This is a genomic window from Mesorhizobium sp. (genome assembly GCF_017306585.1).
Taxonomy (GTDB): Bacteria; Pseudomonadota; Alphaproteobacteria; order Rhizobiales; family Rhizobiaceae; genus Mesorhizobium.
In genome coordinates this window covers 1-14,852 of the sequence record NZ_JAFKIC010000266.1, presented here as the reverse complement: position 1 = coordinate 14,852, position 14,852 = coordinate 1, and the positions used below count along the sequence as shown (strand labels likewise).

General features: G+C 62.8%; 15 protein-coding genes. 7 read left to right on the top strand and 8 right to left on the bottom strand.

Annotated features, from left to right (window positions below; genetic code table 11):
* From J0I79_RS31335 to J0I79_RS31325, 3 genes are all read left to right on the top strand, one after another.
* The coding region (locus J0I79_RS31335) for a hypothetical protein (RefSeq protein ID WP_292868791.1) at positions 1-300 on the top strand (300 nt) is incomplete at its 5' end.
* A gap of 346 nt (positions 301-646) precedes the next feature.
* Entirely contained in the window at positions 647-997 is a 351-nt protein-coding gene (locus J0I79_RS31330; RefSeq protein ID WP_292868788.1) for a hypothetical protein, read from the top strand.
* Between the two features lie 149 nt (positions 998-1,146).
* Entirely contained in the window at positions 1,147-1,578 is a 432-nt protein-coding gene (locus tag J0I79_RS31325; RefSeq protein ID WP_292868785.1) for a cupin domain-containing protein, read from the top strand.
* 40 nt (positions 1,579-1,618) lie between these two features.
* Here the strand turns inward: J0I79_RS31325 and J0I79_RS31320 are convergent, their stop codons facing one another.
* Positions 1,619-2,074, bottom strand: coding sequence for a carboxymuconolactone decarboxylase family protein (locus J0I79_RS31320; protein ID WP_292868782.1), 456 nt, complete (start codon positions 2,072-2,074; stop codon positions 1,619-1,621).
* Positions 2,075-2,198: 124 nt separating this feature from the next.
* Positions 2,199-2,627, bottom strand: coding sequence for an SRPBCC domain-containing protein (locus tag J0I79_RS31315; RefSeq protein WP_292868780.1), 429 nt, complete (start codon positions 2,625-2,627; stop codon positions 2,199-2,201).
* Between the two features lie 182 nt (positions 2,628-2,809).
* On the opposite strand from J0I79_RS31315, the gene J0I79_RS31310 reads away from it, so the two are divergent.
* Together J0I79_RS31310 and J0I79_RS31305 are read left to right on the top strand one after the other, a co-directional pair.
* A complete protein-coding gene (locus J0I79_RS31310; RefSeq protein WP_292868778.1) occupies positions 2,810-3,568 on the top strand; it encodes a copper homeostasis protein CutC in 759 nt (252 codons plus the stop codon).
* Positions 3,565-4,068: a GNAT family N-acetyltransferase gene (locus J0I79_RS31305; RefSeq protein ID WP_292868775.1), complete on the top strand. Its 504-nt coding sequence runs from the start codon at positions 3,565-3,567 to the stop codon at positions 4,066-4,068. The genes J0I79_RS31310 and J0I79_RS31305 overlap by 4 nt, the downstream gene beginning before the upstream one ends.
* Before the next feature lie 17 nt (positions 4,069-4,085).
* On the opposite strand, the gene J0I79_RS31300 is transcribed toward J0I79_RS31305, so the two are convergent.
* From J0I79_RS31300 to J0I79_RS31275, 6 genes are all read right to left on the bottom strand, one after another.
* Entirely contained in the window at positions 4,086-5,369 is a 1,284-nt protein-coding gene (locus J0I79_RS31300) for a glycoside hydrolase family 3 N-terminal domain-containing protein (RefSeq protein WP_292868772.1), read from the bottom strand.
* Positions 5,370-5,465: 96 nt separating this feature from the next.
* Positions 5,466-7,109 (bottom strand): caspase family protein, encoded by a 1,644-nt coding sequence (locus J0I79_RS31295; protein ID WP_292868769.1) that lies wholly within the window; start codon positions 7,107-7,109, stop codon positions 5,466-5,468.
* Positions 7,110-7,470: 361 nt separating this feature from the next.
* Complete coding sequence (locus tag J0I79_RS31290) at positions 7,471-8,493, bottom strand: acyltransferase (protein ID WP_292868766.1); 1,023 nt, start codon at positions 8,491-8,493, stop codon at positions 7,471-7,473.
* Positions 8,494-8,765: 272 nt separating this feature from the next.
* Positions 8,766-9,563 carry a xanthine dehydrogenase family protein subunit M gene (locus J0I79_RS31285; RefSeq protein ID WP_292868763.1) on the bottom strand — a complete coding sequence of 266 codons (798 nt, stop codon included), beginning with the start codon at positions 9,561-9,563 and terminating at the stop codon, positions 8,766-8,768.
* A 117-nt stretch (positions 9,564-9,680) separates the two neighbouring features.
* Complete coding sequence (locus J0I79_RS31280) at positions 9,681-12,032, bottom strand: xanthine dehydrogenase family protein molybdopterin-binding subunit (RefSeq protein ID WP_292868760.1); 2,352 nt, start codon at positions 12,030-12,032, stop codon at positions 9,681-9,683.
* A gap of 123 nt (positions 12,033-12,155) precedes the next feature.
* A complete protein-coding gene (locus J0I79_RS31275; protein ID WP_292868757.1) occupies positions 12,156-12,656 on the bottom strand; it encodes a (2Fe-2S)-binding protein in 501 nt (166 codons plus the stop codon).
* A 296-nt stretch (positions 12,657-12,952) separates the two neighbouring features.
* Here J0I79_RS31275 and J0I79_RS31270 point away from each other — a divergent pair, with 296 nt between their 5' ends.
* Positions 12,953-14,089 (top strand): FIST signal transduction protein, encoded by a 1,137-nt coding sequence (locus tag J0I79_RS31270; protein WP_292868754.1) that lies wholly within the window; start codon positions 12,953-12,955, stop codon positions 14,087-14,089.
* Positions 14,090-14,103: 14 nt separating this feature from the next.
* On the top strand, positions 14,104-14,852 hold a 749-nt coding region (locus tag J0I79_RS31265; RefSeq protein WP_292868751.1), incomplete at its 3' end, for a HAMP domain-containing sensor histidine kinase.

Sequence of the window (14,852 nt, the reverse complement as noted above, 5' to 3'; positions counted from 1 at the left end):
TGGTTCTCGCGTGCTCTCGCCGTCAGGGGTGACAAGGTCGGACCTCTCGAGGCGGCGGTCCTCGGCGTCGCGCTGTCGGCGAACGCGCTGGCGAACTCGGTCAGCGCCGGGCTCCTGAACATGTCCCCGGCAGTCGTCGCCTCCGCCATATCGATCGGGAGTTTCCTCACCATCGTCGTTGGCGTGGCGTTGGGTCGCCATGCGGCGCGGATCAGGCTGGGCCGCATGGACATCGGCCGCTTGGGCACATTGGCAAGCGGAGCGATCCTTGTCGTGCTTGCGATCCGGCAGGTCTGGTAGGCCGGTACGGATCCTAGCAGCCCCTGGAGGGCGCCCTGATCCCCTCGCAGCGCAACTGATCGCTGCCGTGGAGGTAGCGCCGCCTCAAATTCCCGAACCGGATGTCCTTGTGACGCACGCAGGCGCCGTTGGTTTTATGGGGCTTGCAGAGCCCGCAGGCCGCGATGCGCGGGCGCTTTCGCTTGTGGTGCATGGTCATCCTCCGACAAAGCCGGTGCGCCCCTATGGCGCACGGGCATGTTCGGAGATGGCGCGAAGGTGTTCATGCAGCCTGTTTACACGAGCGGTGCCGCGGGAGAAATATCCATCGGGACATTGCCTCACATGCGCGAGATGGGAGAAAAGCATGATCATTCGCTTCTGGCGAGCAGTCGCCGGCTCCACCGAGGTGCTGGACGCCTATGCCGACCACCTGCGGCGAACGACCTTTGTGGAGATGGCTGAACTTCCGGGCCATCTCGGCGCGACGCTGGCCCGCAAGGTCAGGGGAACCGACAACGAACTCGTCGTCATGAGCCTTTGGGAGGACATGGATTCGGCGGCCCATTTCATCAAGGACGGCTTCGACGACGCCGTCGTCAAACCGAGCACCCAGAAGCTGCTCAAATCCTTCGACCTCAAGGTCGAGTTTTTCGACACCCAGGTTTCGACGGGTGTCCTTGCCGGCCACGATCGCCCCGCATCCTTGGACGGATAGGTTCCAACCTGACGGCCCCTTGCATTCGCCCGGACGCCAGGAGGGCATCGGCCTGGCGATTTTCGCCATGCGTTCCCGGTTTTTCCCGAGAGCCGTCCTTGCACAGGGACACCGCTTGCGCGATCTTGCCCGCCGCTCTGGAGGACATCATGCGAAACATCCTGGCATCCGCGCTGCTGCTTGCCGCCGCCCTTTCGGCAAATCCGGCTTTCGCGCTCGACAGCAGCGGCACGCCTGTCGTGGTCACGCCGCTGGCGTCGAAGACAACCACCGCTTCCGGGCAACTGATCACGCTGCCGCAGAAGAATGTCCAGGTGCTTGTGTCGACCTACGACATCGCGCCGGGCGCGACCCTGCCGGTGCACCGGCATCCCTTCCCGCGTTACGCCTATGTCCAGGCGGGGACACTCAAGGTCACCAATGTCGAGACCGGCAACAGCAACACCTACAAGACCGGCGATTTCATCATCGAAATGATCGGCCAGTGGCACCAGGCCACCAACATCGGCGACGGCCCGGTGAAGCTGCTGGTCATCGACCAGGTCGAGGAAGGCGCCAAGAATACGGAGCTGCGCCAGTAGCCAGCTTCGATTCGCGGCCCACATCGCCCTCGCCCAGATCTCAGCCCCAGGCGCCGACCATCTGGCGCGTCGTCGCGTTCAGCCGGTTGAAGGCGTTGATCAGCGCGATCTGGACGACCAGGGCGGCGAGCGCCTTCTCATCATAGTGCCGGGCGGCTTCGTTCCAGACATCGTCCGGCACGGCATCGGATTGGTCGGCGAGCCTGGTACCCGCTTCGGCGAGCGCCAGGGCGGCCCGTTCGGCATCGTTGAAATACGGCGTCTCGCGCCAGGCGGCCAGCGCGAAGATGCGCTCGTCCTTTTCGCCGGCCTTCTTCAGCTCGCGCGCATGCATGTCGACGCAGACGGCGCAGTTGTTGATCTGGCTGGCGCGCAGATGGATGAGCTTGCGCGTGACATAGGGCACGTCGGCCGCCTCGGTCGACTTGTCCAGCGCCAGCAGCGCCTGCAGGGCGCCGGGAATGAGCATGACGGGATTCTTGATTCTGGCTTGCATGGTCTTTCTCCTTTCGAAGTGTAATCAGAGCGTGTTCTTCCGAGTCCGGAAGCGAAGCACCCGGAGCGAACTTGTTGCGATCGCCGGCAGTACCGACTGGTTTGGTCGAAGAAAGTTTCGGCCGTCAGACTTGCCTTGCGGCCACCTGCTGGAGCCGCTCGAGGATGCGCGGCCAGCCGCCTCCCATGCCGACATAGCCACGCTCGTCGGCGGGCCGGAACCCTGAATGCTCCATCCGCACCCTGGTCGCAGCGCCCTCGGGCGTGAGCGACCAAGTCACCACGGTCCTCAACCCGCTGTCGGATTCGCTTCCATCGCCCCAGCTATAGACCAGCAGGTGCGGCGCCTCGATTTTCAGCACAACGCAATTCGTCACCCCGGACCAGCCCGGCACCGGTGCCGCCCGGAAGGTGAAGCGATGTCCCTCTTGCGCCACGAAGTCGTTCTGCATGAGCCATTCGGCGATCAGCTCGGGCGCGGTCAGTGCACGCCATATCTTCTGCGCCGAATGCGGGATCAGCCGCTCGACGACGATCGATTTGGTCTGCGTCATTCCTTGCTCCTTATCGTCGAAATCAATAACTCAACAGCTATGGGTTAATTCATAACTCCCCAGTTATTAGACTGTCAAGCGGGGGAATACCGCCTGGCCCAAATCGCGGCGCGGCGTTCGCGCTTTCCCGGCGACCGGTCCGATGCTAGGGCTGGCGGCGAAACCAAGACCTGGATCGCCCCTTGACCGCAAAAACCCGCCCTCCGCTCATCGAAATCTGTGTCGAAGGCATTGACGGCCTCCTGGCCGCCCAGGCTGCCGGCGCCGACCGCGTCGAACTGTGCGCCAGCCTAGTGGAAGGCGGCATTACGCCCAGCCTCGGCACGGTGCGCGCGGCCCTGGATCAGGCAAGCGTGCCGTTTCACGTCATGGTGCGCCCGCGCGGCGGCGATTTTCTCTACAGCGAACCGGAATACCGCTCGATGCTGGCCGATGTTCACGCACTGCGCGAACTCGGCGTGCCCGGCGTGGTGTTCGGTTGCCTGACCGCCGACGGTGCGATCGACGAGCAACGCATGGGCGAACTGACCAACGCCGCCGGCCCCTTGAACGTCACCTGTCATCGCGCCTTCGACATGACGCGCGACCCCGCCGAAGCACTGGAAGTGCTGATCCGCTGCAAGGTCGGCCGCGTGCTGACCAGCGGCCAGCGCGATACCGCGGTCGAAGGTCTGCCCTTGCTGGCGGAGCTGGTGCGGCAGGCCGGCGATCGTATCGTCATCCTCGGCTGCGGCGGGCTCGATCTCGGCAACATCGCCGAGGTGCGCCGGCGGACCGGGCTGGCCGAAATGCACTTCGCCGCGCTGAAGGACGTGCCGAGCGGCATGCGCTACCGCAATCCGAAGGTCGGCATGGGCGGCTCCGATCTCGACCGCGAGTACCGCAACACCTTGACCGATGAGGAACTCGTGGCTGCCACCATCGCGGCGGCAAAGGCATGAGCGCCCTCCCTGCCCCGATCAGCCTGGTCGCGGCCGCAGACGAGGCGGCGATTCTGGCGCTCAACAACGAGCACGCAGCCGAACTGTCATGGCTGGAAGCGGAACGGCTGTCCTTCCTGCTCGGTCAGGCGTTTTACACGCGCCGCATCGGCAACCTCGAAGCCTTCATCATGACCTTCGACCAGGATGCCGACTACGACAGCCCAAACTTCCTCTGGTTTCGCGAACGCTACGAGCGGTTCGTCTATGTCGACCGTGTCGTGGTCGCCGCCTACGCGCGCGGCCGCGGTCATGCCCGGCGGCTTTACGAGGATCTGTTCGACACGGTCACCAGGGCCGGCCACACGCTGGTCACCTGCGAGGTCAATGCGGACCCGCCCAATCCGGCCTCGGACGCCTTCCACGCCGCTCTCGGCTTTGCCGAGGTGGGCGCTGCCGCCATCCATGGCGGCAAGAAGACGGTTCGCTACTACGCGCGCAAATTATCCCCGACCATCTAGCCTAAACCAACGCGCCGTCAGCCCGGCAAGCCAACCACGGTAAGGGCCACGTCGCGCCGGACCACCTCGACATCAGCCGGCAGCAGCACATGTCCGGTGTCGGCCTCGATCGACCTTGTCGAAAGCAAATCCACCTTGGAAGCGTCCCTCTGGGCAAGGCTTGCCTTGAGGGCTGATATCTTCGCGAACGACTTCACGATGTTGGCCGCGACAACCGGGTTTCTGTGCGCTTCCGCCATGAGGATGTCGATGACCTTTTCGGGCAACTCGGCATCCGGGTTCTTGTGGTTGGAGAAGATCAGGATATCGTCCCCTGCCTCCACGGCGCGCACCACGGCCGCGGTGAACGAATAGCTCTTTTCAACGGCACCCATCTGCAGGTCGTCCGAAAGGACGACGCCGGCAAAGCCAAGTTGCTTGCGCAGCAGACCGTTGACGATCGCGGAGGAGAGCGAAGCCGGTCCTACGGCCTCGCCCTTCTGCAGGGACTTATCATAGAGGTGGCCCACCATGACCGAATCCGCATAGCCCGCATTGATCAGCTTGCGGAACGGGACCAATTCCCTGCGCGACCAGGTGCCGGAAACATCGGCCAGTCCCTTGTGGCTGTCGGTCGAACTGGACCCGTGTCCTGGAAAGTGCTTGAGCGTCGTGATGATGCCGGCGTCCCTGTGCGCCCTCACGAACGCCGCGCCGTATTGTGCAACCAATTCCGGATTGCCGGAAAAGCTCCTGCCCAATTTTCCGATAATGGGATTGGCGGGGTTTACGTTGAGATCCACCACGGGCCCGAAATTCAGGTTGAAGCCCCATTCGTGCAACTCTGTCGCAAGCCCGGAATAGAGCTCATAGGCTCCGCGCGGCGAAAGATTTCTGGCAACATTCACGGCGGCCGGAACCTCGTGAAAGCCGTTTCCGGCCGTCAGTCTCGCAATTGCTCCACCCTCTTCGTCGACGGAGATGAAAGGCGGCAGCGTCGAGTTGGCGGCCGCGAACGCGGTATTCATCGCCGCCACGTGGCTCCTGTCGCTGACATTGTCGGAAAGGTACATGACCCCGCCGATGCTGCCGTTGGCGATCTTCTGCCTGACCGCCACAACCGGTGCCGCGTCCACGGACGTGCCGGTGAAGCCGACCAGGATCATCTGGCCGATCATCGTTCTAAGGCTCGAATCGTCAGGCTTTCGTGACGTCACCGGTTTGGCATCGGTTCCTGACCCGGCGGTCTGCTGACCGGCGAGAGCCACCGAAGTCATCAGCAGTGCCGAAACAAGCCCGGTTACCAGTTTGATGGAGAACACGGCGAATCTCCCGTTTGACGGTTCCTCCCCACTCAATACGTCGAGGTCGCTAACCGACCGTTAACCATGACAGCACCGGTCGTCGAAAATCCGGCCTCAATAGCGCGCGGCCGTGTCGTAGACGCCGTCCGCCCTGACGACCATGTCGACTCTCCTGCCCGATACGATGCCTCGCTCCGTCTTCTGACTGTATGTGGGCAACGCTGCGGCGAAGGTTTTGATCCAGCAGCTTTTGCTTTTGCCGAATGGCACATAGGAGAAGGCCCTGCAGGATTGGTCCGACTTGCACATCAAGAGGCAGTCGTCATAGGAGGGCGCCCGGGCGAAATACTTGTCGCCGCCAAGCAGGTCGGCTTTGACGAAAATTTCCCATTCCGCCTTGAATGCCGGGGCTTGATCGCGCCTTTCGCTTTCAAAGAAATAGCCCGCTTGGGCGCCCGACATGATCTGCGCGTAGGAGAACCCCGATTTGGGGAAGCAGCGGTTTTTCGCGCTGTTGTAGGTAAAGAGCTTGCAGGAAAGATTGCCGGCGCAGGTCTGCGCACATTGGTCCAGCGACGCCGATTCAAGGCCTTTCGCGTAGAGGTCTCCGCCATAGAAATCGACATTCGAATAGGTCGCCAGGTACCAATGCCGGGATTGCGGGGTCGGCGCGGCGGATGAAACATTGTATTGCTGCTGGGCGGATTGAAGCGAATCCTGGCTCGCCTGCTGCAATGTCGGCTGAGCCGGTTGCTGCTGCCCCGATTGCTGATCAAGCGATTGCTGGCGTTGCTTGTCTCGTTCCTGCAGTTCGGCAAGCCTGGCCTGGGCGTATTTTGCATAAAAGGTATCGCCGTGCGCCTGGATGAAGGTCTGCAGGATCGCCTGGCTGTCGGTATTGTCGATCGTCGTCCATTCGGCCGCGGCCTGGTCGACCGCCGGCGCGGGCGGTGGCGCTTGTGATGATGAATTCTCGACAAGGGAAACCGCTGAGCGTGACGGAACCAGGACAATGTCGTCGCTGGGCAACAGCCCGTAAGCCGTGGGCTCCTGAGCGCCGTTGGTTGCCTTCAGCACGTCCTCCCTGACCTTGCGCAGCATCTTGTCGACGTCGAGATCGGCCTGCGGCAGGTATTTGAGCAGGGCCTGACTGTAGGGGCTGTTGCGGCCCGATCCGTCGCTGGCAACGGTGCCGTCGCGCGCGGAATAGAAGACGATCGTAGTGCCCTTGGGTTCGAAGGGCGACAATCCCCGCCCGATCGAACGCGTCGCGTCCGACAGGCGCATGCGGTTGGCGAACGGGTTGTTTCGGCAGGCGTCGAGAAAGACCAGCCTCAGACTGTGCGCCCTGCTGACGGCATCCACGACCATGTCCAGCGACACGGTCTGGAAACTGACATCCAGGTCACTTTCCAGTTCCGCGTCGGTGGGCAGCAGGAAATTATGCTTGTCGACCTCGATGCCATGCCCGGCGAAGAACACGACGGCCATGTCGGCCTGCGCCGCGTCATGTGAAAACACAGAGAGCGCCTGCCGCATGCCATCGAAGGTGACATCGGTCGCCTTTCGTACCGTAAAGCCGATCCGTTCAAGGGTCGCGGCAATGTCGTCGGCGTCATTTTTCGGATTGGGAAGCTGGCCGACATGCTGATAGTTCGAATTGCCGATGACGAGCGCAACCCTGCTTGCGGCCGACGCTGGCAACGCAAATGCAATGCACCACAGCACCAGCGCCAGAGCTGCTACAACCCTATGCATCCAACCGCCCACCCCAAAGCGCCCAGCCCAACTGGCGCCGAACCCGTGGCCGCAACCGCCGAAACATTGTCAAATGCGGTTGCGCGCCAGGCAAGGATGATAAGTATATTGCCAAAAGAAAGGCAACCTCGGGGGTATCTACTAAATCGCGACCAGTAGCTTCGCCCCGCTTTGGTCAGCAACCTGTTGTCGGCGGACCAGGTGTGATTCCTCCAACGGAGGAAATGCGATGCCAAGCAACGTCTTTCGCTTCAACGAAACCTGGCACATCCCCGAAGGCTCGCCACAGGAGGTGTGGGACGTGCTTTCCGATGCCGAACTGCTGCCGCCGCGCCTTAGCCTTCATGCGGAAAACCGGCCGCTACCAATTGCGATTGAGCCACTCGCGTGCCGGCCGCTCGATGACGTAGTAGCTGCACAGCGCGCAGGCGAAGGCCCCGGCCAGCATCAGCCACGGATCGCTGCCTTGCTCATAGACGAATTTGTAGAACGGCTGCTGCCACAGATAGAGCGAATAGGACCACAGGCCCAGGGTAGCCATCGGCCAGGACGACAGCACATCGGAAAAGATGCGGATGCTGAAATCGAGCGCGTTGACTGCAATCGCCAACAGCGGCACCGCGACCAGGTAGTGGATCGGGGTCGATACCGGGTCCATGAACAGGAGCACCGCGCCGACCGCTGCCGTCACGGCGACATAGGGGCCTTTCAACAACTCCGGCAGCTTGCCGTCGGCCTTGAGCAGGCAGATGGCAGCCGATAGCAGGATCGAGGCGATGTGGACATCAGTGCGCCAGTAAGTGGCCTCGTAATCCATGTGCAGGAACCAGTAGGAAACCGCGCCATTGGCCATGGCCAGCAGCGCCAGGACCAGCAGCAGCGGGATGACCCGGCTTCGGCTGGCGACGACCGCGCTGATTGCCGCCAGAATGATGTAGGCATGTTCTTCGATACAGAGTGACCAGATATGGTCGAGGGCACCGGCCCGGTTCACGAAAACTCCGGCATAGTTGTAGGAGAATGTCAGTGCCGTCAGGGCGGCCTTCCATTTGAAGGCGATGAACGTGCCTGACAACGCGATCATGGTGACGACGACAAAGACCAATAGCGCCGGATAGATGCGCGAGAAGCGGCGCTTGAAGAATTTTTTCAGCGGATAGCGTTCGACGAACAGGATCTCGGCCATCAGCCGGCCGCTGAGCACGAAGAAGAATTCGACACCCAGCACACCGAGATTGATCCCCGGCACCGGGAAAAAATGCCCGATCAGCACCAGCGCGATCGACAGGCCGCGCCAGCCATCGAGATAGGCCAGTCTCGTTCTGACGGATCGCTCGGCGGCGGATCGGGACGGAACCAGATGGGTCGCGGAAATTTCGGACATGCCGATCCCTTCGCATTGGTCATGCGAAAGGGCACGGCGGTACGCATCCGAACCCGGTTCGCATTCCCACCCGAGGGGCATACTGCAGTGCAATATAGATTTGTGCAAGTGCGAGATCGCGACGAGCGCAGTTGCCGGGCAGCCCCGATCGGATTTGCTTGAAGCAAAGGAACGCGGGACTGCCGTGATTCCGCCGGCCATTGGACAGCTGCAGGCAGGCTGACACGAAAAAGGGGCCACGAGGGCCCCTTTCCCGTCAGAAACCGCTGGCGTCAGGCGTTGGCTGCCGCCACCGCGCGTCTGGCCATCACCGTGATCAAATTGGCGCGGTAGTCCGACGAAGCGTGGATATCGCTCATCAGGCCCTTGGCCGGTACCTTGACGCCGTCGAGCGCGGCGGCGGTGAAATTCTTAGCCAGCGCGACCTCGATCTCCTTCGACCGGAACACACCATCCTCTCCGGCCCCGGTGACGGCAGCGCTGACCCCGTCCTTGCCCTTGGTCACGAACACGCCGACGATCGCGTAGCGCGACGCCGGATTGCGGAATTTTTCATAGGCGGCCTTCGCCGGCGCCGTGAAGGTCACGGCGGTGATGATCTCGCCGTCCTTCAAGGCCGTTTCGAACAGACCCTTGAAGAACTTGTCCGCCGATATCTCGCGCTTGTTGGTGACGATGGTGGCGCCCAGCGCCAGCAGCGCGGCTGGATAGTCGGCCGCCGGATCATTATTGGCGATCGACCCGCCGATCGTGCCCTTGTGACGCACCGCCGGGTCGCCGATCAGCGATGCCAGATGGGCAAGCGCCGGGCAGGCCTTTCGCAGCTTCTCGTCACTGGCCACGTCATAATGGGTGGTGGCGGCGCCGATCGTGACCGTCTTGCCCGACACTTTGATGCCTTGCAGATCGCTGATGCGCGACAGGTCGACGAGATCGGAAGGAGCCGCCAGCCTGGTCTTCATGGCCGGAATCAAGGTCATGCCGCCCGAGAGCAGCTTGGCGTCGCCGCTCTTCACGAGCTTGGCGGCATCGGCGACGGAGGCGGCGCGATGGTAATTGACTGCGTACATCTGTCTTTCTCCCTTCGGGGAAAGGAGCGAATAGTAAGTAGCGAATAGCGAGTAGGGACCTGTCCCTTCGCGCTGCGCCTCTTCCCTATTCGCTACTCCCTATTCGCTATTCGCTTCTCAGTGCTTCTTGGCGGCGCGGATCGCGGCCCACACGGTGGACGGCGATGCCGGCATGGCGATGTCTGGAATACCGATGGCGTCGGTGATGGCGTTGATCACCGCCGGCGGCGACCCGATGGCGCCGGCCTCGCCGCAACCCTTGATGCCGAGCGGGTTGCTCGGACAGGGCGTGTTCGAGGTCGAGACCTTGAACGACGGCAGGTCGCCCGCGCGCGGCATGGTGTAGTCCATGTAGCTCGCCGTCAGCAATTGTCCGCCGGCGTCGTAATGCGCGCCTTCCAGCAGCGCCTGGCCGATGCCCTGGGCGATGCCGCCATGCACCTGTCCCTCGACGATCATCGGATTGATAATGTTGCCGAAATCGTCCGCCGCCACGAACTGGACGATCTCGGTGGTGCCGGTCTCCGGATCGATCTCGACCTCGCAGATGTAGCAGCCGGCGGGGAAAGTGAAGTTCGCCGGATCGTAAAACGCCGTCTCCTTCAATCCCGGCTCCATGCCCGCCGGCAGGTTGTGGGCGGTGTAGGCGGCAAGCGCGACCTGGAACCACGGCACGTTCTTGTCGGTGCCGGCGACCTTCAGTGCACCGTTTTCGATGACGATGTCGCCCTCGTCCGCTTCCAGCAGATGCGCGGCGATCTTCTTGGCCTTGGCCTCGACCTTGTCGAGCGCCTTGGCGACCGCCGACATGCCGACGGCGCCCGAGCGTGAGCCGTAGGTGCCCATGCCCATCTGCACCTTGTCGGTATCGCCATGGACGATCGAAACGGAGTCGATCGGCACCCCCAGACGCTGGTTGACCAGTTGCGCGAAGGTCGTCTCGTGACCCTGGCCATGGCTGTGCGAGCCGGTCAGCACTTCGATCGTGCCAACGGCGTTGACGCGCACTTCGGCCGATTCCCACAGGCCGACGCCGGCGCCCAGCGAGCCCACCGCAGCCGACGGCGCGATGCCGCACGCCTCGATATAACAGCTCATGCCGATGCCACGCAGCTTGCCCTGCTTAGCGGCCGCCGCCTTGCGCCCGGCAAAGCCGGCATAGTCCGCGGTCTTCATGGCCGCGTCGAGCGAGGCGCCGTAATCGCCGGCATCGTAGTTCATGATGACCGGGGTCTGGTGGGGAAACGAGGTGATGAAGTTCTTGCGCCGCAACTCGGCTGGCGACACGCCAAGCTCACGCGCTGCCGCCTCCATGGTCCGCTCCAGCAGGTAGGTGGCTTCGGGCCGCCCTGCCCCGCGATAGGCATCGACGGGCGCGGTATTGGTGTAGACGGTGCGCACATTGGCGTGGATCGCCGGAATGTCGTACTGGCCCGACAGCAGCGTCGCGTAGAGATAGGTCGGCACGCAGGACGAGAACAGCGACATGTAGGCGCCGAGATTGGCGATGGTATCGACCTTAAGCCCGGTGATCCTGTTGTCCTTGTCGAAGGCCATCTCCACCATGGAAACGTGGTCCCGGCCATGCGCGTCCGAAAGGAAGCTTTCCGTCCGGTCGGCAACCCATTTGACCGGCACGCCGGTTTTCTTGGAGGCCCACAGGCAGACGATCTCCTCGGGGTAGATGTAGATCTTGGAGCCGAAGCCGCCGCCGACATCGGGCGCGATGACGCGCAGCTTGTTTTCCGGCGCGACATTGTAGAAGGCGCTCATTACCAGCCGCGCGACATGCGGGTTCTGCGATGTCGTCCAGCAGGTGAAGTGATCCTCCGCCTTGTCGTAGTGGCCAAGAGCCGCGCGCGGCTCCATGGCGTTCGGCACCAGCCGGTTGTTGACGATCTTCATGCGAGTGACATGCGCGGCTGCCTTGATCGCGGCATCGGTTGCCTTGGCGTCGCCGATCTCCCAGTCGAAGATCAGATTGTCCTCGGCCTCCGCATGGATTTGCGGCGCGCCCTTCTCCAGCGCCTTGGTGGCATCGACCACCGCCTTCAGTTCCTTGTAGGTGATGTCGACCGCTTCGGCGGCGTCACGCGCCTGCGCCTTGGTTTCCGCCACCACCACCACCACGGCGTCGCCGACATAGCGCACCTTATCCACGGCGAGAGGCGACCAGGCGCCCATCTTCATCGGCGAACCGTCCTTGGAGTGGATCATCCAGCCACAGATCAGGTTGCCGATGCCGTCGGCCTTGAGCTCCTTGCCGGTCAGCACGCCGATGACGCCGGGCATGCCCTGCGCCTGCCTGACGTCGATCTTCTTGATCTGCGCATGCGCGTGCGGACTGCGCACGAACACCGCGTGCTTCATGCCGGGCACCACCATGTCGTCGACATAGCGGCCGGCGCCGGTGATGAATCTTTTGTCTTCCTTGCGCGCGACCCGAGCGCCAACACCTTCAATGCCCATGGAAATTCCTCCCGGAATAGCGAGTAGTGAGTAGCGAATAGGGAGTAGAGAAAGACTGCAGCGTAGGGGCCGTTAAACCGAGACCGACTATTCGCTACTCGCTATTCGCTACTCACTCAGTCCTTACGCAGCCTGTTTTGCCCTGCCCTTGACGCCCTTCGACATCGCCTTCGATGCGGCAAGGATCGCCTTGACGATGTTGTGGTAGCCGGTGCAGCGGCAGATATTGCCGTCGAGTTCGGCCCGCACGGTCGCCTCGTCGAGGCCTTCGGGATGACGGCTGATCATGTCGGTCGCCGTCATGATCATGCCTGGCGTGCAAAAGCCGCATTGCAGGCCGTGATGTTCCTTGAACGCCGCCTGCACGGGATGCAGATCAGAGCCGTTGGCAAGCCCTTCGATTGTTGTCACGGCAGATCCGGATGCCTGCGCGGCGAGCATCGAACAGGATTTGACCGCCCGGCCGTCGACATGGACGACGCAGGCCCCGCATTGCGACGTATCGCAGCCGACATGGGTGCCGGTCAGCCCCAGATTCTCGCGCAGGAAATGAACCAGCAGCGTTCGATCCTCGGCGGTACCACTGACCCGCCTGCCGTTCACAACAAACGAAACGTCCGACATGAATCCTCCCTGGGTGTAAACCTTGGTCATCACGCTGCCGACGCGCCGCTGGCACTTCGGCCATGCGTTATTCGTACACCGCACAACGCTCAAAAAACAGCGCGGCGCAAAGCCGGATCATTGTACTTTCGGTCATGGCCGGCGCACGAAAACGCGGTCCCGCGGCCCCATTGCCAAAATGTGGATTGGCGGCAACAATATCGCCCGATGCCGGCGCGCCCGACGCGCACAAGAGGCGTCGGAGGAAATGCGGGAGAACGCCGCTGACCAGTTCACGGACACGCTATGCATGCGGCTTGTCGGCTCTGACCACCGACGCGCCGGATGCGGATGTTTTCGCACGCGCCGTGGCCGCGGAGGCCGCCGCCATCAATGCCGGCTTTGCCCTCCTGTTTTTTTCGCAGAGCCTTGTCGAGGCCGATGCTCTGTCGCAGGCCCTCTCGGTCCATGCTCCGGCACTCCACCATGCCGGCTGCTCCACGGCTGGCGAGATCACGCCGCAAGGGCTCGAGGAAGGCCACATGCTGGCGATGCTGCTTCCCTCGGCCTCGTTCACCACGGTCAGCACCATGGTCGACAATCTGTCCTCGTCGGGCATGGACAGGATCACCGGCGAGGTTGAGGCTCTGCGGCGCGCCCTGCACGGCCGCGTCGGCGCCGAGCGGGCGAAAAACACCTTCGCGCTCTGTTTCATCGACGGGCTGTCCTACGCCGAGGAGGCGGTGAGCTCGGCTATCCACTGGGGCCTCGACGACATCCCGCTGCTCGGCGGGTCGGCCGGCGACGACCTGAAATTCGAGACGACGCGCCTGATCTCGGACGGCAGGGTCACTTCCGACAGCGCCATCATCGTGCTCGTCGCCACGGAAATTCCTTTCCACGTCTTCAAGACCGACAATTTCGTTCCCACCGACGAGAAACTGGTGGTGACGGCGTCCGACCCGGATCATCGCATCGTGCGGGAGTTCAACGCCACCAATGCGGCGCAAGAATACGCCGCCTCGGTCGGCATCGTGCCGCAGACCCTGACCCCGCTCAGCTTCGCCTCGCATCCCGTCGTGGTGAAGGTGGGCGGAGAATATTACTGCCGCTCGATCCAGAGGATGCACGCCGATGGCTCGTTGTCCTTCTTCTGCGCCATCGACGACGGCGTCGTGCTGTCGATCGCCCAGCCCAAGGACATGGTGGAATCGACACGCGCGGCATTGCGCGAGGTCGAGGACAGGCTGGGCGGCATCGACCTGATCCTCGGCTTCGATTGCGTGCTGCGCCGGCTCGATGCCCGCAACCGCCAGGTCTTTCGCGACATTTCGGAGCTCTACCGGGTCAACAATGTCGTCGGCTTCGGCACCTATGGTGAACAATACCGCTCGATGCACCTCAACCAGACGTTCACCGGCATCGCCTTCGGCGACCGCCAGGCGGCCGAATAGAGCAGCGAAAACAGATGCCGCTGCGCGACATAGACGATCTCGACAAGCTGAAGAAGATCAACGCCGCCCTGGTCAGCCGTGTCGAGCGGTCGATGGACCAGCAGGGCAATGCCTTCTCGCTGTTCCAGACCGCGATCTCGCTGGAAAACCGCGTGCGCACGCGCACCGAGGAACTGCACGCGACGCTGCGCCGGCTGGAGCAATCCAATATCGATCTCAGCGCCGCCAAGGAAAACGCGGAACTGGCGAATCTTTCCAAGACAAGGTTTCTCGCTGCCGCCAGCCATGACGTGCTGCAGCCGCTGAACGCGGCCCACCTCTCCGTCTCGGCACTTGCCGAGGTGCAGACCAGCGATGAAGGCAGGAAGCTGGTGCGCCAGGTCGAGCGTTCACTGGAAACGATGGAAGACCTGCTGCGCACCTTGCTCGACATCTCCAAGCTCGACGCCGGCGTGGTCCAGCCCGACATCGGCGACGTCAGCCTGGAAGCGCTGTTCTCGTCGCTGCGCTCGGATTTCCAGCCGGTCGCGGAAATGAAACGGCTGTCGCTGAAATTCCGGCCGGTCAATGCCGTGGTGCGCTCGGACCGCACGCTGCTGCGCCGCATCCTGCAGAACATCCTTTCCAATGCGCTGGGCTATACCCGTTCGGGCGGCGTGCTCGTCGGCACGCGCCATCGCGGCGACACGATCCGCATCGATGTCGCCGATACCGGCTGCGGCATTCCCGAGGATCAGCGCGAGGCGGTGTTCGAGGAATTCCA